The following is an 18,695-nucleotide window of genomic DNA, read 5'->3' as shown; positions in this document are numbered from 1 at the left end:
CATGAATATCAATGGCACCCATTACCGCACCATCTGGACCGCCGCCGACGAGCGGTCGGTGGAGATCATTGATCAGACCCGCTTGCCGCATCTGTTCGAGGTGGTGCGGCTGACCACCATGGAGGATGCCGCGGCGGCCATCGCCGACATGCTGGTGCGCGGGGCGCCGCTGATCGGGTCCACGGCAGCCTATGGCATGGCGCTGGCCATGCGCACCGATGCCTCGGACAAGAACCTGGAAGCCGCCTCTGCCGCCCTGTTCAAGACCCGCCCGACGGCGGTCAACCTGCGCTGGGCCCTGGACGAGATGAAATCCCTGCTCGCCCCCCTGCCCGCCGCCGAGCGCGAGGAGGCCGCCTACATACGCGCCGCCGAAATCGCCGACGAGGATGTGGGCCTGTGCGAGGCCATGGGCGACAACGGCCTGACGATCATTCGCGAGATTTGGGAAAAGAAGGGCAAGCAGGGCGCCGTCAACGTGCTGACCCACTGCAATGCCGGTTGGCTGGCCACGGTCGACTGGGGCACCGCCACGGCGCCCATCTACAAGGCCCATAACGCTGGGATCCCGGTGCATGTGTGGGTGGACGAGACCCGGCCGCGCAATCAGGGCTTCAACCTCACGGCCTTCGAACTGGGCCAACACGGGGTGCCCCATACCTGCATCGTCGACAACGTGGGCGGTCACCTGATGCAGCATGGCGAGGTGGATCTGTGCATCGTCGGCACCGACCGCACCACCGCCTCGGGGGATGTATGCAACAAGATCGGCACCTATCTGAAAGCCCTGGCGGCCCATGACAACGGCGTGCCGTTCTATGTCTGCCTGCCCAGCCCGACCATCGACTGGCGGGTCCATGACGGGGTCAAGGAGATCCCCATCGAACAACGCGACGGCACCGAGGTCACCGAGATCTGGGGCCGCACCGAAAACGGCGGCACCGGCACAGTCACCGTCATCCCCGAGGGCAGCGAGGCCGCCAACTACGCCTTCGACGTCACCCCGGCCCGGCTGGTCACCGGCCTGATCACCGAAAGAGGCGTCGCTGAGGCCTCACGCCAGGCCCTGGCCGACATGTTCCCGGAAAAGGTGGACTCGTGAGGCGGCTGATCCTGTCCACGGCCCTTTTGAGTGCCCTCGCCAGCCCGGCCCAGGCGGAGAAGACCTCCAAGGAATGGCAGGCCCTTTGCCAGACCGATCCCCTGCCCTGCGTTGGCGTGATCGAAGGCTTTTTACAAGGCTTGGAAAAAGCCCTGCGACGCATGGACGGCTACAACCGCATGCTTCTCATGGAACATGACGAGGCGCTTCTGGCCACCTGGCCCAAGGGCGGCCGGGCTCAGGTCCGCCACCAACTGTTGTCCTGCCCGCCCGAAGGGATCACCGCCGAAGATCTGGTGCCGGTCTGGATGGCCTATCTCAAGCGCCGTGCGGAAGAGGCCGGAGACCCGGTAGGCAAGACCTTGCCGGCGGCCATACGGCACCGTTACATATGTGAGTGACCCCGTGCCGGAGCCGCCCTTCCCTGGTTTGCGCTCCGCGATCTCGAGGATCAGCCCGTATTACATTCTTTGCTGCAATAGAAGCACCCATTTGACTGCGGATAAGTCTTTTTCGCCTCCTTCACGGCATCCTGGCAGTTGTTGAAATCGCCAAGATACCGGCGGTTTTCGGCCGACGGTGGATGGGAGCAACCTTCTGTGTGCACTTCATGCTCTCCGGTTGGTTGCGGATTAGTATTCACATAATACCTAGCCATCTGAATATTCCTTTATGTTGTACATGGATTCGTTTGGCAATTATAGGTTATTACGATGAGGCACAAAAGAAAAACGCCGCATGGTGCCCATGCGGCGTCAGACTGCTGACAATGTGTTGTCCTACGGCCCGCCTCGCCCTTCGACAAGCTCAGGGTGAGGCTAACAAGTTGAAAGTTCAAAGGCCCTCATGCTGAGCTTGTCGAAGCATGTGTCGCCATACGCTCGAAATCAGACTTCTTCAGCAACCTGACGCCGCATGGTGCCCATGCGGCGTCAATCGTGTTCCTGAAAGGGATGTCGGCTTGCCTACAACCCATAAACCTTTGCCATCTCCGGGTCCTTGGCGGCCACCTGTTTGGCCAGATCGGCGATGACCTTGGCTTGTTTCCAGGTGGCGTCGTCCTGCATCTTACCGTCGATCATCACCGCGCCGGTGCCGTCGGGCATGGCGTCAAGGATCTTCAGGGCAAAGATGACTTCCTCCGGGTCGGGGCTGAAGACGTTCTTGGCGATGTCGATCTGTTTCGGGTGCAGACTCCAGGCACCGGCACAACCGAGCAGGAAGGCGTTGCGGAACTGGGCCTCGCAGGCCTCGTTGTCGGAGAAATCCCCGAACGGGCCATAGAACGCCTTGATGCCGTTGGCCTGACAGGCATCGACCATCTTGGCCACCGTGTAGTGCCACAGATCCTGCTGATAGAAGGCGCGCGGGGCGTCATCGTCGCGGGGATCTTCCATGACTCCATAGAACGGATGACCGCCGCCAACCCGGGTGGTCTTCATGCCCCGCGAGGCCGCCAGATCCGCCGGCCCCAGGCTCATACCATGCATGCGCGGGCTGGCGGCGGCGATGGCGCCGATGTTCTCCACGCCCAGGGCCGTCTCCAGGATGGCATGGATCATGATTGGCCTTTTCACGCTGTTCTTGGCTTCCAACTGGGCCAGAAGCTGATCCAGATAATGGATGTCCCAAGGCCCTTCGACCTTGGGCAGCATGACCACGTCCAGCTTGTCTCCGGCAGCATCCACCACCTGAATCACATCATCCAGGAACCAGGGGGAATTGAGGCAATTGACCCGGGTCCACAGGCCCGTATCACCCAGATCGGCATTCTTGGCCACCTCGATGAACCCGGCCCGCGCCGCTTCCTTGGCATCGGCGGGGATGGCATCTTCCAAATTGCCCAGCAACACGTCCACCTGCTTGGCCATGTCCGGCACCTTGGCGCGCATCTTTTCGATATGCGGCGGGAAGAAATGAATCATCCGTTCCAGCGCCACCGGCAGTTCGCGATAGGGCTCGGGCGCCCCAATGGCCAGGGGTTCGAGGAATTTGCGCGCGGGCTTGGACATGGGGAGCCTCCCTCCGTTTTTTTGAGATGTTGGATTTCCGGCCAGCCGGAAAGGTAGATTGTGCATCGCGATATTGCATTGCACAAGAAAGAAGTGACTCCTCTCTGGCAGGGTGAACTAACATTCCACATCAATAGATGTTACAATTTTCTCGCAGCCATATGACAAACATAGGATGCAAGCCCGCCAAGGGCTTCAGGCGAAGGGAGACGCCGACTTGTTCAGACGCACATTGTTACCGGTTATTTTCATCCTGTTGGGATGGGGGTTCTACGTCAGTCCGGATTTCAAGGAAATCGCCGCCGGGGTATCGATCTTTCTGTTCGGTATGTTGGCGTTGGAGGAAGGTTTCCGCGCTTTCACCGGCGGGCTGCTGGACAAGCTGCTCAAAATGGCCACGGACAAGCTTTGGAAGAGCATCGGCTTTGGCATTGTCGCCACCACCATCATGCAGTCCTCTTCACTAGTATCGGTGCTGACCATCTCTTTTCTCGGCGCCGGGTTGATCTGGCTGTCGTCGGGCATCGGCATCATCTTCGGCGCCAATATCGGCACCACGACCGGTGCCTGGTTGGTGGCCGGGTTGGGCTTGAAGGTCAAGATCTCGGCCTATGCCATGCCCATGCTGGTATTTGGCATCATCTTGATTTTTCAGAAATCCAAGGGGCTGAAAGGCGCGGGCTACATCCTCGCCGGATTGGGCTTCCTGTTCCTGGGCATCCACCATATGAAGGAAGGCTTCGAGGCCTTCAAATCGACCATTGATCTGGCCGCCTATGCCATGCCGGGGTTCCTGGGATTAATGGTGTTCTGCGCCATCGGCATATTTGCCACCGTGGTCATGCAGTCCAGCCACGCCACCCTGGTGCTGATCATCACCGCCCTGGCCGCCGGACAGATCACCTATGAAAATGCCCTGGCCTTGGCCATCGGCGCCAACATCGGCACGACCATTACCGCCATCCTCGGCGCCATGAGTTCGAACTATCAAGGTAAACGCCTGGCTGGGGCGCACCTGGTGTTCAACCTGGTTACCGGCCTGATTGCCATCGCTTTCATCAGCCCGCTGGTCTGGGCGGTGGATAGCATTTCCATGACCGTGGGAATCGCCGAAGACGACTATGCCCTGAAACTGGCGGTGTTCCATACGATCTTTAATCTGATCGGGGTGATTGTCATGACCCCATTGGTCGGGCCGCTGGTGAAGGGTCTGCGCCGGGTCATTCCGCGGCCGATGATCAAGACCGTGGAGCCCCGATATATCAACGATATTTCCATTCAGTTCCCGGAAACCCTCTTGGAATCCGTGCGTCGCGAGACTCTGCACCTGTATGACAACAGCTTTGGGATCATGGCTCGGGGATTGAATATCGAGCCCAAGGCCCTGTCCAGCGATGCGCCCCTGCAAGAGCTGCTCGACGGCCACCGTTCACCAATCGAATTCGATTTGGACGAAGTCTATACCAGTGACGTCAAGGCACTCTATGGCGCGATCCTGGATTTCATCAGCCGCGCCCAAACCGAACTGCCTCATGAGTATTCAACGCCGCTCTACGAATTGCGGGACGCCTGTCACGGCGTGGTGCAGAGCGTCAAGGACATCAAACATCTGCGGCCCAACATGGCCATTCATCTCACCTCTGAAAATCCGCATATGCAGGCCGAATATGACAAGATGCGGCTTATGGTGACCCAACTGATGCGGGATTTGCGGGACCTGCGCATCGATGAGGAAACGGACCACGATATTCTGGCCTTGGATCGCTACAAGGTGGCTGTTGAGGAAAAGAACATCCTCACCGACGGCACCCTGGATCGGATGATTCGAGAAGGACAGATCACGCCGTATATGGCAACATCCTTGATGAACGACCTGAGCTATACGCGGGATTTGATCTGGAATCTCGTTAAGATGGCCAAGGCCGTATTTGGCTCCAAGGAGCTTGAAGTGCGCGAGGCCGAAGAACTGGTTCGTTTGACCGAAGAGGATATTGAGGACATGTCGGACCCACAGGCAATCATTGAACAAGGTCAGGGAGAGCACCGATGAAAACCGCCAAACTGATTCATAGGCTGGGAAACATCCTCGACCTGGACGACACCCGTAAGAAAAAAGTGGCGTTGAAAAAGGTCCTCAAGAAGCTCAAGCACAAGGAAGTCACGCTTCAGGAAAAGCTGAGGCAAACCAAATCGGACAAGGATAGCGCGGACCTCAAGCGCCAAATCAAGGTCTCAAAGGCTCAGCGCAAGAAAGGCATCAAAACCCTGCGCAAGCTCAAGGGAAAAAGCTGATCCAAGGGCTCAGGCCATCAGTTTGGGCTTTCAGAGCCCCAGACGGAAAGACTGCGACCGAGAACACCTTCCAACTGTGCAACATCTTTCGCATAGTACTCAGTGAGACGATCCTTGCAGGATTGCGTAACATCGAACTTTCCATGTACGGCACGATCGACGGCTTGCCACATAGGGCCCAAAAACGGTGTGTAGTAGTTGGCGGTCAGCACGGCACGGGAATTCACGCCCTTGTTGGATGTCTTATTGTCCTTGCTGGGCCTCCAACGGGAATCAACACCAATGAACTCCATTGAGTCGCGCAAGATCCCTTCTGGATTGCGGATAATGTCTTCTTCAAAAATCCACACCCGGACTTTGTCTTGGCCAAAAAGCTCGATACACCGATTGATATGCCAAGCGTAGTGCCCATGGGCCAGCACATTCCAGTGCTCCGCTTTTTCCCGATACCGACCGAATAGGATCTCGCAAATATCCGCCCATGGAGGAAGGCGGCCGAACCACATATGATGGCGCATGGCGGAAAAGGCTCGCTCAACCGGATTACGCAAGACAATCAATATCTTGGCATCTGGGAGGTCGGTTTTTATACGCGATAGCGCAGGCATTTCCTCGCCGCCCAATGAGCGGCTCATAAGGTAGTTGGGAGTCTTTTCACCGATTTTTTGCCCCTGGCCCGCGTCCTTGAAGAACTCCGCATACCATTCGGGCCCTTTGTTATAATTCTCGTCGATATTGAAATAATGCAACTCCCGATCAGCAATATAGAGATCTAGATGTCCGGAAAGTTTTGAGGCGAGCCACGTAGATCCCGCTTTTTGGGCGCCTGCTATGAGAAAGTCAGGTCGATTCATTGTCTGCGTAGTCTCCAAAAATGCCCGAACACTCTGGGAGTGGGACATATTGCGGGCGCTGATTATGCAATTTCGCCCGAGGATCGCAAGAGCCATCGCTCCACCAATACAAAAATCCACTGGACGGTCGCTCTGCAGCCCGGAAAGAAGGGGTCCCGCCGGGAAAGGTCAGACCCTTGGAAACAAGAGGAGCCGGACGGAATCAATAGCCAGCAAAGAGCCCGCATTGCGATCAATAAGGTCAATGCTCTGCAGCCTGGACAATCTTTCTGTGATACCGATGTGAAAGGATTCGGAGTGCGGTGCCAACGGCGCGACAAGGTTTACATCATCAAGGCCAGGATCACCGGATAGCCGCGCTGGTTCACTATCGGTCCGCACGGGGTCCCCCTGGACGCCGGAGAAGGTGTCTGGACAAGGGATTGCTCGCCAAAGATTTCCAATGGCTGTTCGAGCGCCTAAAGCCTGTCGGGTCAGCTAAACAACCAAGGTTTGATGATGCGGGTCACCCTCGGCATAACGACATAAGTCATCAGCAGGACCTGAATGACAATGATGAGTGCGACCTTGATCCATAAGGGATAAGGAGACAGAACGGGGCCCAGGATGAGCTGCAGGGGATAGACCAAACAAAATACCACAATCATCAGGGTAATCGCCATCTTGTGCGGCGACGGTTTGGCGGCGGCTGGCACCTCGGGCAGGTCGAACCAGAATTCAAGCCCGGTGACCCGCTTGAACTCGGCCTCGCCTTCGACCAGTTCGTCCAGCTTCGCCGTCCAGTCGGCACGGGTCTCGGATTCTTCCCAGGCGTGGCAATGCTCCCAGGAATCGTAGCGATAGATCAGTACATAGCGCCCACCGGTTTTGTCCGAAGGCCTGAGGACATTGACGCCCTGATGACCGTGGAAATGCCGGGCCACTTCGACAACGCCGCTGATCCAGGCCTCGTAGTCCGCCTCCCGTCCCGGGCGCACGCGCCTTGAGACGCTGACCGTGACTGGTCCTTCTTCTCCCGGACGACTTTCGGCAATCTCTGTGGTCACCGCACCTGGCCGTAGGGCTTGCCGCCGATCCCCCAGTTGTCTGCCGGTACCTCGCGGATGCAGATCCGCACGGTCTCCTTAGGGGCGTCAAGGGCCTCGACAATGGCGTCGGTGACCTTTTCGATCAGGGCGGTCTTCTTCTCGACCGAACGGCCTTCAATGATGGTGATCTCGGCAAACGGCATGGCTATTCTCCTACCTTGAAGGCGACGGTGCCCAGAGTTTGGAACTCGGTCTTCACGCTGTCGCCAACAGCAAGAGCGTCGGCGATGGTCGCCCCCCCGGCCAGGACGATGTCGCCGGGATAGAGTTTTTCGCCGGCGGCGGCGACCATGCGCGCGGCGGCGACCAAGGAGCGGATCGGATTGCCGAGAATGGCGGCGGTGGAACCGATTTGAACCGGACGATCATTAATCGACATAATCAGGCCCAGGTTACGGATATCGGTATCCGGCGCCTGCCAGTCGCCGATCACGAAACCAGACGACGAGGAATTGTCAGCCAGCACGTCACCCAGGTCAAACTTGAAGTTGTCGTAGCGGGAATCGATGATTTCCATCGCCCCGGCAACCGCGTCGACGCAGGCCAAAGCCTCGAAGGGCGTTACGTCGCCGGCCAGGGTGTCGCCGATCAGAAAGGCCACTTCCGGCTCGACCCGCGGATGCACGTAGTCGGCCATGGAGATGATGCCGCCTTCCTCCTTGCGCATGGCATCGGTAAGGCGTCCCCAGATCATGTCGTGCAGGCCCATTTGCACCATCTTGGCGCGGCTGGTCATGCCCATCTTGATGCCGATACGTTTTTCGCCGCGGGCGTAGCGGCGCTGCATGGAAAGGGCCTGCACCGCATAGGCCTGATCGACACTCAACGGTTCGGTGTCGGAAAACTGCGCGATGGCCGTGGCCGTATGGGCGGCCCCGTCAACGATTTCGGCGATTTCAGCAAGGTCGGTCATGCCGCTTCTCCCTTGTTCTTCGATAGATCCAAAGCCACATCGACAATCATGTCCTCTTGGCCGCCGACCATGCGCCGCGCGCCCAGTTCCACTAGGATGTCGCGGGTGTCGATGCCATAGGTCTTCGAGGCGTTTTCCGCATGGCGCAGGAAGCTGGAATAGACCCCGGCATAGCCCAGCGAGAGGCTTTCCCGGTCCACCCGCACCGGACGGTCTTGCAATGGCCGCACCAGGTCATCGGCGGCGTCCATCAACTTGAACAGATCGCAACCGGTCTCTATGCCCATGCGATTGAGCACGGCGATCAGCACTTCCAGCGGCGCATTGCCCGCCCCTGCACCGTTTCCGGCCAGGGAGGCATCAACCCGCACGGCGCCGTGGCGCAGGGCCTCCACCGAATTGGCGACGCCGAGCGACAGGTTATGGTGTACATGCACGCCGACTTCCGTTTCCGGCTTCAGTTCGCCCCGGAAGACCTTGACCCGCTCGGCCACGCCGTCTTGAAGCAGATATCCAGCGCTGTCCACCACATAGACGCATTCGGCCCCGTAGCTTTCCATCAACTTGGCCTGTTCGACCAGCGCTTGCGGTTCGACCATATGCGACATCATCAAAAAGCCGATGGTGTCCATGCCCAAGTTCCGGGCCGCCTCGATATGCTGTTTCGAGATATCGGCCTCGGTGCAGTGGGTGGCGACGCGCACGCTGCGCGCTCCGGCCTCGTAGGCTTCCTTCAGATCATGGATCGTGCCGATGCCTGGCAGCAGCAGGATGGTGACCCGGGCGTGGTCCAGCACGTCGGCCACGGCGGCGATCCATTCGCTATCCGAATGCTTGCCGAAACCATAGTTGAACGAAGTGCCGGTCAGGCCGTCGCCGTGGGTGATCTCGATGGCGTCGATCCGGGCATCGTCCAGGGCCTTGGCAATTGTCCGTACGGTCTCAAGACCATATTGGTGCCGAACCGCATGCATGCCGTCGCGCAGGGTGACATCCTGGACATAGATTTTTTCGGGATTGGGATTGCTCATGATTAGGCCGCCTTCTCGGTCAGTTTTGTCGCCACCCACCGTTCCGCGGTCACTTTGGCGGCGGAGGTCATGATGTCGAGGTTGCCGGCATATGCGGGCAAGTAATGGGCCGCTCCTTCGACTTCCAGGAACACCGAGGTCTTCAGGCCGGTCATCGGCCCCATGCCGGGGATATTGACCGGCGCGTTGTCGCCGATATTCTCGAACTGCACTTCTTGCTTGAGGCGGTAGCCGGGGACATAGGACTGGACCATTTCCGCCACCTCGGCGACGGAATCGCGGATGGCTTCCTTGTCGGCGCCCTGAGACAGGGTGAACACGGTGTCGCGCATGATCAGCGGCGGCTCCGCCGGATTGAGGACGATGATCGCCTTGCCCACTTCCGCCCCACCGACAGCTTCGATGGCCTTTGATGTGGTCTCGGTGAATTCATCGATATTGGCCCGCGTTCCCGGTCCGGCGGATTTGGACGAGATCGAAGCGACGATTTCGCCGTAGACCAGCCGCTCGGCAACCCGCTTGACCGCCCAGACCATGGGGATCGTCGCCTGACCGCCGCAGGTCACCATGTTGACGTTCGGCGCGTCCAGGTTGTCATCCAAATTCACCACCGGAATGATGTACGGACCAATGGCCGCCGGGGTCAGATCGATCACCTTCTTGCCGTCGGCTTGCAGTACGTGATCGTGCAGATGATGCGCCTTGGCGGACGTGGCATCGAACACCACGCGGATATCCTTGTAGCAATCGAGTTTGGTCAACCCGTCGATGCCTTCGTGGGTGGTGGCGACGCCCATGCGCTGGGCGCGGGCCAGGCCGTCGGAACTCGGATCGATGCCGACCATGGCTGCCGCCTCCAGATTTTCGGAGGTGCGCATGATCTTGATCATTAAATCGGTGCCGATATTGCCGGAACCGATGATCGCGACTTTGGTTTTCATCTCTTTTACTCCTTGGCGAAACTGGCGCGAACCGAGCCGAGCCCCTCGATGCGGGCCTCGAACACGTCTCCGGGATTGGCGGCGACCATCGGCCCCAGCGCGCCGGACAGGACCACGTCCCCGGCAAGCAGCGGCCGCCCGGCCTTGGCCATCACCTTGGCCAGCCATAGGGTGGCGTTCAGCGGGCTACCCAGGCAGGCAGCGCCGGCGCCAACCGACATCGGTTCGCCGCCCTTGAACATCGCCATGCCACACAGGCGCGGATCGAAATCGCCCAATGCCACCGGCTGCTGCCCCAGGATATAGAGCCCAGACGAGGCATTATCGGCCACCGTATCGGCGATGCGGATGTTCCAATCGGCGACGCGGGACCCCACCACCTCGATAGCCGCCAGGGCGTAGTCGAGAGAGGATAGAATGTCGGCCATGGTCAACTGGTCGCTGTTCAGGTCGTCGCCAACGACGAAGGCCACTTCCGCCTCGACTTTCGGCTGGAAACAGCGGGCGAGCGGAATATCCTCGCCATCGGGAATGTCCATGTCGGCGAACAGCATGCCGTAATCCGGCTGATCGACACCAAGTTGGGTCTGAACCACTTTCGACGTCAGGCCAATCTTGCGGCCGACCAGACGGCGGCCCTGTGCCAACCATTTCCGCGTGTTGATTTCCTGCACCGCATAGGCGGCCTCCAGGTCGGTCTCGCCGATCAGATCACGCACCGGCTCGGTGGGCGTGCCGCTTTCCCAAGCCGACCAAAGGCGGTCCGCCGCTTGTTGAATTTGATTTTGTTCAGCCATGCTCGGATTTCCTTATAGCTTGACACAGACGTTGCGCAGTTCCGTATAGAATTCCAGGGAATGAACCCCGCCCTCGCGGCCGATCCCCGAATGCTTGGTGCCGCCGAAAGCGGTGCGCAGGTCGCGCAGGAACCAGGAATTCACCCAGGCGATCCCCACATCGATTTGCGCCGCCACCCGATGGGCGCGAGACAGGTCCTCGGTCCATATCGCGGTGGCGAGGCCATAGTCCGTGTGATTGGCCATCCGGATCGCCTCGTCCTCGCTATCAAAGGGCTGAACATGGCAACAAGGACCGAAGACTTCCTCCTTGATCACCCGGGCCGTTTCGGGGAGGCCGGTCCAGATGGTCGGCTCGACCCACCAGCCGGAGGCCAGGTTTCCGTCCATCTTCGGAACGCCGCCGCCGGTGACCACCGTGGCCCCTTCCTCGACAGCCAGCTTGTAGTAGGACAACACCTTCTCCCGGTGCTCCTCCGAGATCAGCGGCCCCATGCTGGTGTCGCCGTCTTCCGGCCGACCCAGGCGCAGGTTCTCCGCCGAGCTTTTCAGACGCTTGACGAACTCGTCGAAAATCGGCCGCTCCACATAAACTCGTTCGGTCCCCAGACAGACCTGACCGCAGTTGGCGAAGACCGAGCGCATGGTGCCCTCGATGGCCTTGTCGAGGTCACAATCGGCGAACACCACGCCGGCATTCTTGCCGCCGCATTCCATGGACACATGACGCAGGCCGACGGCGGCCGCCTTCATGATGGCCTCGCCGGTCCGGGTCTCGCCGGTAAAGGTAATGGCATCGACGCCCGGATGTTGGGTCAGATAGGCGCCCGCCGACTCCGGCCCGAACCCGTGCACGACGTTGAACACCCCGTCGGGCATGCCGACTTCCTTCATCACTTCGCCAAGTAGGGTCGTGGTCCTTGGGGTCTCTTCCGACGGTTTCACCACCACCGTGTTGCCGCAGGCCAGCGCCGGACCGACCTTCCAGGTCATCAACAGCAAGGGCAGGTTCCACGGACTGATCACCGCGACCACCCCCTTCGGCGTACGCAACCCATAGTTCAGGGCGCCGCGTCCATCCGGGGTGTCCAGTTGAAAGGTCTCGGCCGGCACATTCTTGACCACATCAGCAAAAACCTTGAAGTTGGCCGCACCGCGCGGGATATCAATGTGCGAGGCCAAACTCAGCGGCTTGCCGGTATCGAGGATCTCGGCATCGAGGAATTCATCGAAACGGGCGTTGATGCCATCGGCTACGCGATGCAGCAAAGCGGTGCGATCCGCCACGGACATCGTTCCCCAGGGACCGTCCAGGGCCCGGCGCGCGGCCTGGACCGCGGCATCCACTTCCGGTTCAAGGGCTTCGTGGACGACACCGAGCTTTTCCCCATTGATCGGGTTGATGTTGTCGAAGGTGCGCCCGCTGGTGCCCTTGGTGAATTCACCGTCGATAAAGTTGAGGATGTCCTTCATGGATTCTTACTCCTGATTGGATGGTAGACCGATGGCTGCCAGGCCCGCCTCGGCGCATTGTTCGTCTTGCTCGGCCGACGCTCCCGACACGCCGATGCCGCCAACGACCTGGCCCTCGACCCGCACCGGCAAGCCGCCGGGAAAGGAGGCCACGCGAGGCTGTTTTCCGATGCCGTCACGTACCCCCGGTTCGCCCGCGATGGCGTCATACAAGGTGCGGCTCGGCATGCCGAAACCGGCGGCCGTATAAGCCTTGTCCTGGGCGATGGCGATGGACGGCAGGAAGGCGCCGTCCGCTCGCAGGAAAGCCAGTAGATGCCCGCCCGCATCCACGGCTGCTGCGTTGACCCGCAACCCCATCTCCTGGCCGTGGCTCACCGCCGCCTGAACGGCGATGAGTGCGGCCTCGGAGGTGAGGCGATGGGTCGAAACAACGGCGGGCATCAAGTCACCACGGACAGGAAGGCATCATTGAGCTTGCGCTCGTAGTAAAAGATGCCCTTGCCCAATTGCTCCGGGTCCCAGTGGCGGGTGGGGTTGTCGGGGTAATAGGCGTAACCGCCGGCATAGACTTCATTGCGATTGCCCGACGGATCGAAGAAATAGATGGTCTGTCCGCGGGTGATGCCGTGGCGGGTCGGCCCGACATCGATGGAGATGTCGTAGCGGGTCATGATATCAGCGGCATGTCCGACATCGTTCCAGGTTTCGAGCAGGAAGGCCACATGGTGGAACTTGTTTTCCTCGGGATAGCGCACGAAGGCGATATCGTGGGCCTTGTTGGACACGGTCAGCCAGATGGCCAGCGGCCCGTCGCCGTCATCCACCCGTTCGGCGCAGGAGAAATCGAGAACTTCCTCGAAGAACTTCAGCACCTGATCGATATTGGGTCCATAGAGAAGGCCGTGATCGAAGCGGATGGCGCGCATGCCATGCGGCTCAACGTCCCACACATCGGGGTTGCGGATCACTGGATGCTTCTCGGCCATCTCGATCTGGGAATACAGCTCGATACGATGACCGGACGGAATGGTAAAGCCGATACGCGGCCCGACGCCGGGATGCTCACCTGCCGGCACATCATCGACGGCAAGGCCCCATGCTTCGATCCGCTTGCGGAATATGGCTAGGGAATCGTCGGTATCGACCTTGAAAGCGAAGAAGTCGAGCCCGGCGGTATCGGCCTCACGCAGGACAAAGCTGTGATGATCGAACTCATCCCAACCCTTGAGGAACACCCGTCCCTCATCGTCGCGCCCCACTTCATTGAGCCCGATGCGATCCACGTAGTGGGTCAGTGCCGCCTCCAAATCCATCACCCGAAGCTGGATCAGTCCGGGACGTAGTACACCTGTCATCGCCATGCGAAATTCCTCCTCTTTGCCTTGATTGGCTTGTTCAAGTTTCGCGGTCTCCGGAACCCGTCCGGATCCCCGCTGCCTCCAAATGAAGATTGCTTCTCGGGAACAGCCGACAACTCAGAGCGAAACCCTGACTTTCCTGCTCTTCCGAGACATGTGCCCGGCTCATCTTTCCGGTCTCGTATTCTCCGGAAACGACACGGACCCGACAGACGCCGCAGCCGCCTTCGCGGCAACCGACCCGAATGCCGATCTGACCGCATTCCTCCAGGGCGGCGATTACCTTCTGATCCGCCGCGCAGAAATAGGTCCGGGGATCCCCCTCGACCCGTATCGCGAACTTCCCTGAATGCCTTGAATGCGCCATGCCTGCTCGCCTCGCCTCCCGTCGTCTGTCGGTTGACCCAATCATGCCACACGAAAATCGTTCGTCAACAAAAATATCGATATTTAAGGTATTGTGCCGCTTAATATCGTTTTTTTTCTTTAAAATCGGTTGCCTGGTCAGGGGACTTGTCCCATAATCCTGCCACCCCTTATTACGCCGGACAAAATGATGAGTCTGACCCAGAAACCTCCCAAGAGCGTTGGAAAGCCAAGCGGCAAGACGATTATCGAGCAAGTCTACGCAACTTTGCGAACAGACATCTTGAACGGGCAGTTGACCCCGGGAAGCCGTCTACGGGTGGAGGAATTGCGTGCCCGATTCGGCGGCATCGGCGCCAGCACCGTGAGGGAGGCCTTATCCAGACTGCTCGTCGAAAATCTTGCAACGACGGAGGGCCAGCGCGGATTTCGGGTGGCGGAAGTGTCGCTTGCCGACTTTCAGGATATCGCCGCCATGCGCAAGCTGCTCGAAACCCAGGCCGTGCGGGAGTCCGTAATCAGGGGTGACGACGATTGGGAAGCCCGCGTGGTAACTGCCGCTCACCACCTCTCCAAGATCGAAACTTCCATGAAGGATCGGCAAGAGGTACCCATGGAGGATTGGGAAGCCCGCAACAGTGCTTTCCATGATGCGCTCGTCTCCGCCTGCACCAACAGGTGGCTGATCAATTTCCGCCGGGTGCTGTATCAACATTCCATCCGGTATCTTAGGATTTCATTGGTCGAAAGAACGATTCCGCGTGATGTGGGCGCGGAACACCGGGCCATCCTCGAAGCCGCCATGGACCGCAATGCCGACCTGACCTCCCAATTGACCAGCGAGCATATCGAACGGTCTGTGATGGTCCTCAAGGCAAAGGTTGCCGACGTGGTGGCCTAAAGTCTTTCGCGTTTAATATGACCCATTGTGACCGAATCATTTTGCCTCAGGGGCAGGAGCGGCCCGCAGGGTGGTCTCCGGTGGCCGCCCGCGGCGTCAAGCTCCCTCACCGATGCGCCGCATCGCTTTCGGGACCTTTCCTGGCGGTTCGATTCACCGGAGACCATCACAACGGGTCATATGAAACGCCAAAGGCTTTAGTCCCGTCATTTTTACGCCCCGAGTGGAACGACGAAGTGGCCCAGACCGCCGCACGGAGTTGTGCGACGGCTTTCCGCCGGACAGCGGGCGTTTTCATCTTCCAAGGACTTTAGCCGTTTGGCGTCCGATACCTCCAAGCCGCCGAACTTGGCCTTCCACTTGTAAAACGTTCCCTCGCTGATCCCGTGACGGCGGCATACATCCGCCGTCTTCTGATCCGCTTCTTGCTCTTTCAAGATCCCGATCACTTGCTCTTCGCTGAATCGGCTGCGCTTCATGGTCCGTCTCCTCTCAGATCACGGACTCTAACAAATTTTGGAGGAGATTTAGGGGCTCAGGTCAATTCCACCCCGGATGGTGCGTGCCCTGGGAAAGGTTGCGGTCTGGTCCCAATATCTTGTGGAAATAATCCGGCGATGAAGTCGGTATCTTAATTTAGGTCTGACTTCAGGCTTACCGGTTGCCAATGGGTGGCTAGAAAAAGAAAAACGCCCTAGCCGTTAATGGCTAAGGCGTTGATCTAACTGGTGGAGCCGGACGGAATCGAACCGACGACCTCTTGAATGCCATTCAAGCGCTCTCCCAACTGAGCTACGGCCCCATGGTGTTTTGTTGGCGGGGTTGGGCGCCGCCAAGGCCCGGGAACATAGGCGGCTTGCCCGGGCATGGCAAGAGAAAAAATGCCCCGCAAGCCACGCTGCTCAAAGGCCTAATCCTTCGCACCTCGATCCTCGTCCATATGCTCGATCACCTCGGCCATATCGCCGCTGTCATCTCCGAGATCCGAGGTATCCTCAATCATGTCATCCTCGGTATCCTCGACGGTCTCGATATCATCAATGCTCTCTTCTTCAAGAGGCTCCGCCACGACCACATCCTCGTCATCATCAAAGGATTTTACCTTCGGGTCCGGCTTGGGCGAGGCCTTGGGCGTTGGTGTGCGGCGCGGACGGGTCGCCCGCTCCAATTCGAATGTCGCGCCGCAAGACGGGCATACGATCGGATCCTTGCGCATGTCGTAGAACTTCATTCCACAACTCTGACAGGTCCGCTTAATTCCCCATTCGGGTTTGGCCACCTGATCCCTCCTCACCTTGGTCCAACTCGACGAGAACGGCCCATGTCACATTTATGGGCGGGCATGCCGTTTGCCATGATCCCCGGGCCGTGTCAAAAGCAAAATGACAGGCAATCGGGAGCGGGCTCACAAAGCATTTGCATTTCCCTTATGACCGACGCAGGCTCCCGCCGCAATGACGATCACCGCGATGAGGACAAGATGAGCCGCGTGACGCCACTTTTGGCCCGAAAGACCGCCTCTCTCTCCGGCACCATGACCGTGCCTGGCGACAAATCCATTTCCCATCGGGCGGTAATGATCGCCGGATTGGCGGTGGGCGAATCCCGCATCGAGGGATTGCTGGAGGGCGAGGATGTGCTCCGCACCGCAGAGGCTCTGCGGCAACTGGGCGCCACGGTCACGCGCCACGATGACGGCACCTGGACCGTTCAGGGGCGCGGGGTCGGCGGTCTGAGCGAACCTTCCGACGTCATCGACATGGGCAACGCCGGGACCGGCGTGCGATTGTTGATGGGCATCCTCGCCGCCCACGGCTTCACCACTCACCTGACCGGCGATGGCTCCCTGCGCCGCCGTCCCATGGAACGCATCATGGGGCCGCTACGGCCCATGGGGGCACAGTTCCTGGCTCGCGAAGGTGGGCTGCTGCCCATAGCCGTGACCGGATCAGAGACTCTTATTCCCGTCGAATACGCTCTGCCCATGGCCTCGGCGCAGGTCAAGTCGGCGGTCCTGTTGGCGGGTCTGCATACGGCGGGGGAGACCACGGTCATCGAGCCGGCGCCGACCCGCGATCATACGGAAATCATGCTCGGCTATTTCGGCGCCAAGCTGACCATTGAAGAACGCGAAGGTGGGGGCCGCGCGATCACCATCGAGGGCCAACCGGAACTGACCGGGCGCGCCTTGACGGTGCCGGGGGATCCGTCTTCGGCGGCCTTCCCGGCGGTGGCGGCGCTGATCACCCCGGGCTCGGAAATCCTGCTGCCCAATATCGGTCTTAACGAAACCCGCACCGGACTGTTCACCGTGCTCGACCGCATGGGGGCGCAAATCGAGATCCGCGACCGACGCACCCAGGCCGACGAGAGAGTCGGAGACTTGCAGGTGCGTGCCTCCGCCCTCAAGGGCGTCGACGTACCGCCGGAGATCGCGCCGTCCATGATCGACGAATACCCGATCTTGGCCATCGCCGCCGCCTTGGCCGAGGGCACCACCACCCTGCGCGGTCTGGCCGAACTGCGGGTCAAGGAAAGCGACCGCCTGAGCGCCATGGCCGTGGGCCTGGCCGCCTGTGGCGTCGAGGTGGAACAGGGCGAGGACTGGCTGACCATCCATGGCACCGGCACCCCGCCCCGGGGCGGCGCCACCATCGCCACGGATTTGGATCACCGCATCGCCATGTCGTTCCTGGTTCTCGGTGGTGTGACAGAGGAGCCGGTCTCTATCGACGACGGCAGCCCCATCGACACAAGCTTCCCCGGGTTCATGGAATTGATGAATGGCGCCGGGACCGCGATCAAGGAGACCGCATCATGATCATCGCCATCGACGGACCCGCCGCGGCGGGCAAAGGGACCCTGGCACGGCGCATGGCCGCTCATTTCGGCTATGCCTATCTGGATACCGGTCTGCTGTACCGGGCCACCGGCTGGAAAGTGCTGCAATCGGGTGGCGACCCGGAAGATGCCGAAGCCGCCACCGCCGCCGCCGAGGCCCTGACCCCGACCGAGTTGAACAACCCGGACCTGCGTCTGGATGAAGCGGCCCAGGCGGCCTCCAAGGTCTCCGCCGTGCCCGGGGTGCGGGCTGCCTTGTTACAGTTCCAAAGGGACTTCGCCCACAAGCCACCGGAAGGCAAGCCGGGGGCGGTGCTTGATGGTCGCGACATCGGTACGGTGGTCTGCCCGGACGCCCCGGCCAAGCTGTTCGTCACCGCGAGCGTGGAAATCCGCGCCGAACGGCGTCTAAAGGAGTTGCTTGAGAAGGGGATCGAGGCTATACCTGCGCGCGTTCTGCAGGACATGAAAGAACGTGACGAGCGGGATAGCTCCCGGGCCAGCGCGCCCCTTAAGCCCGCCGAAGACGCATTCCTGCTGGATACCTCCACTATGGACGCGGAGGCGGCCTTTGCCGCGGCGCTGTCTTTCGTGGATGGGAAGACCAAGACGATTTAACCGGCCCGTCTCCCGGAAACGCGCGAGCGAAACCGGGACCGGGTCATCCCTGTTGGCCAAAGACCGCCGGACACAACCGGCCGGCCCGTATAAACGACGTAAAGG

At 60.0% G+C, this 18,695-nt stretch carries 20 protein-coding genes, 1 tRNA gene and 1 pseudogene; 7 read left to right on the top strand and 15 right to left on the bottom strand.

Annotated elements, in window-relative coordinates; all coding sequences use genetic code 11:
- Window position 1: 1 nt before the first annotated feature.
- Together mtnA and MGMAQ_RS03180 are read left to right on the top strand one after the other, a co-directional pair.
- On the top strand, window positions 2-1,102 hold the full coding sequence (gene mtnA, locus MGMAQ_RS03185; protein ID WP_046020401.1) for an S-methyl-5-thioribose-1-phosphate isomerase: 1,101 nt from the start codon (window positions 2-4) through the stop codon (window positions 1,100-1,102).
- Complete coding sequence (locus tag MGMAQ_RS03180; protein ID WP_046020400.1) at window positions 1,099-1,503, top strand: hypothetical protein; 405 nt, start codon at window positions 1,099-1,101, stop codon at window positions 1,501-1,503. Before mtnA ends, MGMAQ_RS03180 begins: the two co-directional genes overlap by 4 nt.
- A 564-nt stretch (window positions 1,504-2,067) precedes the next feature.
- Here the strand turns inward: MGMAQ_RS03180 and MGMAQ_RS03170 are convergent.
- The gene (locus MGMAQ_RS03170; RefSeq protein WP_046020398.1) at window positions 2,068-3,114 is read right to left on the bottom strand and encodes a CoA ester lyase; all 1,047 of its coding nucleotides are present in this window, start codon (window positions 3,112-3,114) and stop codon (window positions 2,068-2,070) included.
- 217 nt (window positions 3,115-3,331) lie between these two features.
- Between MGMAQ_RS03170 and MGMAQ_RS03165 the strand changes: the two genes are divergently transcribed.
- Together MGMAQ_RS03165 and MGMAQ_RS03160 are read left to right on the top strand one after the other, a co-directional pair.
- Window positions 3,332-5,164 carry a Na/Pi cotransporter family protein gene (locus MGMAQ_RS03165; protein WP_046022897.1) on the top strand — a complete coding sequence of 611 codons (1,833 nt, stop codon included), beginning with the start codon at window positions 3,332-3,334 and terminating at the stop codon, window positions 5,162-5,164.
- Window positions 5,161-5,406 carry a hypothetical protein gene (locus MGMAQ_RS03160; protein WP_046020397.1) on the top strand — a complete coding sequence of 82 codons (246 nt, stop codon included), beginning with the start codon at window positions 5,161-5,163 and terminating at the stop codon, window positions 5,404-5,406. The genes MGMAQ_RS03165 and MGMAQ_RS03160 overlap by 4 nt, the downstream gene beginning before the upstream one ends.
- A 17-nt stretch (window positions 5,407-5,423) precedes the next feature.
- On the opposite strand, the gene MGMAQ_RS03155 is transcribed toward MGMAQ_RS03160, so the two are convergent.
- From MGMAQ_RS03155 to MGMAQ_RS20245, 11 genes are all read right to left on the bottom strand, one after another.
- Window positions 5,424-6,260, bottom strand: coding sequence for a sulfotransferase (locus MGMAQ_RS03155; protein WP_046020396.1), 837 nt, complete (start codon window positions 6,258-6,260; stop codon window positions 5,424-5,426).
- Between the two features lie 473 nt (window positions 6,261-6,733).
- Window positions 6,734-7,306 (bottom strand): antibiotic biosynthesis monooxygenase, encoded by a 573-nt coding sequence (locus MGMAQ_RS03145; RefSeq protein WP_082085240.1) that lies wholly within the window; start codon window positions 7,304-7,306, stop codon window positions 6,734-6,736.
- Window positions 7,303-7,491 carry a 2-hydroxymuconate tautomerase gene (locus tag MGMAQ_RS03140; RefSeq protein WP_046020394.1) on the bottom strand — a complete coding sequence of 63 codons (189 nt, stop codon included), beginning with the start codon at window positions 7,489-7,491 and terminating at the stop codon, window positions 7,303-7,305. The genes MGMAQ_RS03145 and MGMAQ_RS03140 overlap by 4 nt, the downstream gene beginning before the upstream one ends.
- A 2-nt stretch (window positions 7,492-7,493) precedes the next feature.
- Window positions 7,494-8,261, bottom strand: a complete 768-nt coding sequence (locus MGMAQ_RS03135; RefSeq protein ID WP_046020393.1) for a 2-keto-4-pentenoate hydratase — start codon at window positions 8,259-8,261, stop codon at window positions 7,494-7,496.
- Entirely contained in the window at window positions 8,258-9,292 is a 1,035-nt protein-coding gene (dmpG, locus tag MGMAQ_RS03130; RefSeq protein ID WP_046020392.1) for a 4-hydroxy-2-oxovalerate aldolase, read from the bottom strand. Before dmpG ends, MGMAQ_RS03135 begins: the two co-directional genes overlap by 4 nt.
- Window positions 9,293-9,294: 2 nt before the next feature.
- On the bottom strand, window positions 9,295-10,233 hold the full coding sequence (locus tag MGMAQ_RS03125; RefSeq protein WP_046020391.1) for an acetaldehyde dehydrogenase (acetylating): 939 nt from the start codon (window positions 10,231-10,233) through the stop codon (window positions 9,295-9,297).
- A 5-nt stretch (window positions 10,234-10,238) separates the two neighbouring features.
- Entirely contained in the window at window positions 10,239-11,030 is a 792-nt protein-coding gene (locus tag MGMAQ_RS03120; RefSeq protein ID WP_046020390.1) for a 2-keto-4-pentenoate hydratase, read from the bottom strand.
- Between the two features lie 12 nt (window positions 11,031-11,042).
- Complete coding sequence (locus tag MGMAQ_RS03115) at window positions 11,043-12,503, bottom strand: 2-hydroxymuconic semialdehyde dehydrogenase (protein ID WP_046020389.1); 1,461 nt, start codon at window positions 12,501-12,503, stop codon at window positions 11,043-11,045.
- A 6-nt stretch (window positions 12,504-12,509) separates the two neighbouring features.
- Window positions 12,510-12,947 carry a heme-binding protein gene (locus MGMAQ_RS03110; protein WP_046020388.1) on the bottom strand — a complete coding sequence of 146 codons (438 nt, stop codon included), beginning with the start codon at window positions 12,945-12,947 and terminating at the stop codon, window positions 12,510-12,512.
- Window positions 12,947-13,867, bottom strand: coding sequence for a catechol 2,3-dioxygenase (locus MGMAQ_RS03105; RefSeq protein WP_046020387.1), 921 nt, complete (start codon window positions 13,865-13,867; stop codon window positions 12,947-12,949). Before MGMAQ_RS03105 ends, MGMAQ_RS03110 begins: the two co-directional genes overlap by 1 nt.
- Before the next feature lie 34 nt (window positions 13,868-13,901).
- Window positions 13,902-14,231, bottom strand: a complete 330-nt coding sequence (locus MGMAQ_RS20245) for a 2Fe-2S iron-sulfur cluster binding domain-containing protein (protein WP_082085239.1) — start codon at window positions 14,229-14,231, stop codon at window positions 13,902-13,904.
- Window positions 14,232-14,417: 186 nt separating this feature from the next.
- Between MGMAQ_RS20245 and MGMAQ_RS03095 the strand changes: the two genes are divergently transcribed.
- Window positions 14,418-15,131 (top strand): GntR family transcriptional regulator, encoded by a 714-nt coding sequence (locus MGMAQ_RS03095; RefSeq protein ID WP_148560812.1) that lies wholly within the window; start codon window positions 14,418-14,420, stop codon window positions 15,129-15,131.
- A 284-nt stretch (window positions 15,132-15,415) separates the two neighbouring features.
- On the opposite strand, the pseudogene MGMAQ_RS03090 reads toward MGMAQ_RS03095, so the two are convergent.
- The 3 genes and pseudogenes from MGMAQ_RS03090 to MGMAQ_RS03080 form a co-directional block, all read right to left on the bottom strand.
- Window positions 15,416-15,610, bottom strand: a pseudogene (locus MGMAQ_RS03090) (transposase); the annotation flags it as partial.
- Between the two features lie 247 nt (window positions 15,611-15,857).
- Window positions 15,858-15,933 (bottom strand) — tRNA-Ala (locus MGMAQ_RS03085).
- 108 nt (window positions 15,934-16,041) lie between these two features.
- Window positions 16,042-16,362, bottom strand: coding sequence for a TIGR02300 family protein (locus MGMAQ_RS03080; RefSeq protein ID WP_252508671.1), 321 nt, complete (start codon window positions 16,360-16,362; stop codon window positions 16,042-16,044).
- Window positions 16,363-16,611: 249 nt separating this feature from the next.
- On the opposite strand from MGMAQ_RS03080, the gene aroA reads away from it, so the two are divergent.
- On the top strand, window positions 16,612-17,952 hold the full coding sequence (gene aroA, locus MGMAQ_RS03075; protein WP_046022894.1) for a 3-phosphoshikimate 1-carboxyvinyltransferase: 1,341 nt from the start codon (window positions 16,612-16,614) through the stop codon (window positions 17,950-17,952).
- A complete protein-coding gene (gene cmk / locus MGMAQ_RS03070) occupies window positions 17,949-18,590 on the top strand; it encodes a (d)CMP kinase (RefSeq protein WP_046020383.1) in 642 nt (213 codons plus the stop codon). The genes aroA and cmk overlap by 4 nt, the downstream gene beginning before the upstream one ends.
- Window positions 18,591-18,695: the final 105 nt, after the last annotated feature.

Source organism: Magnetospira sp. QH-2 (assembly GCF_000968135.1).
Classification (GTDB): Bacteria; Pseudomonadota; Alphaproteobacteria; order Rhodospirillales; family Magnetospiraceae; genus Magnetospira.
This window is presented reverse-complemented; position numbering and strand designations above follow the sequence as displayed.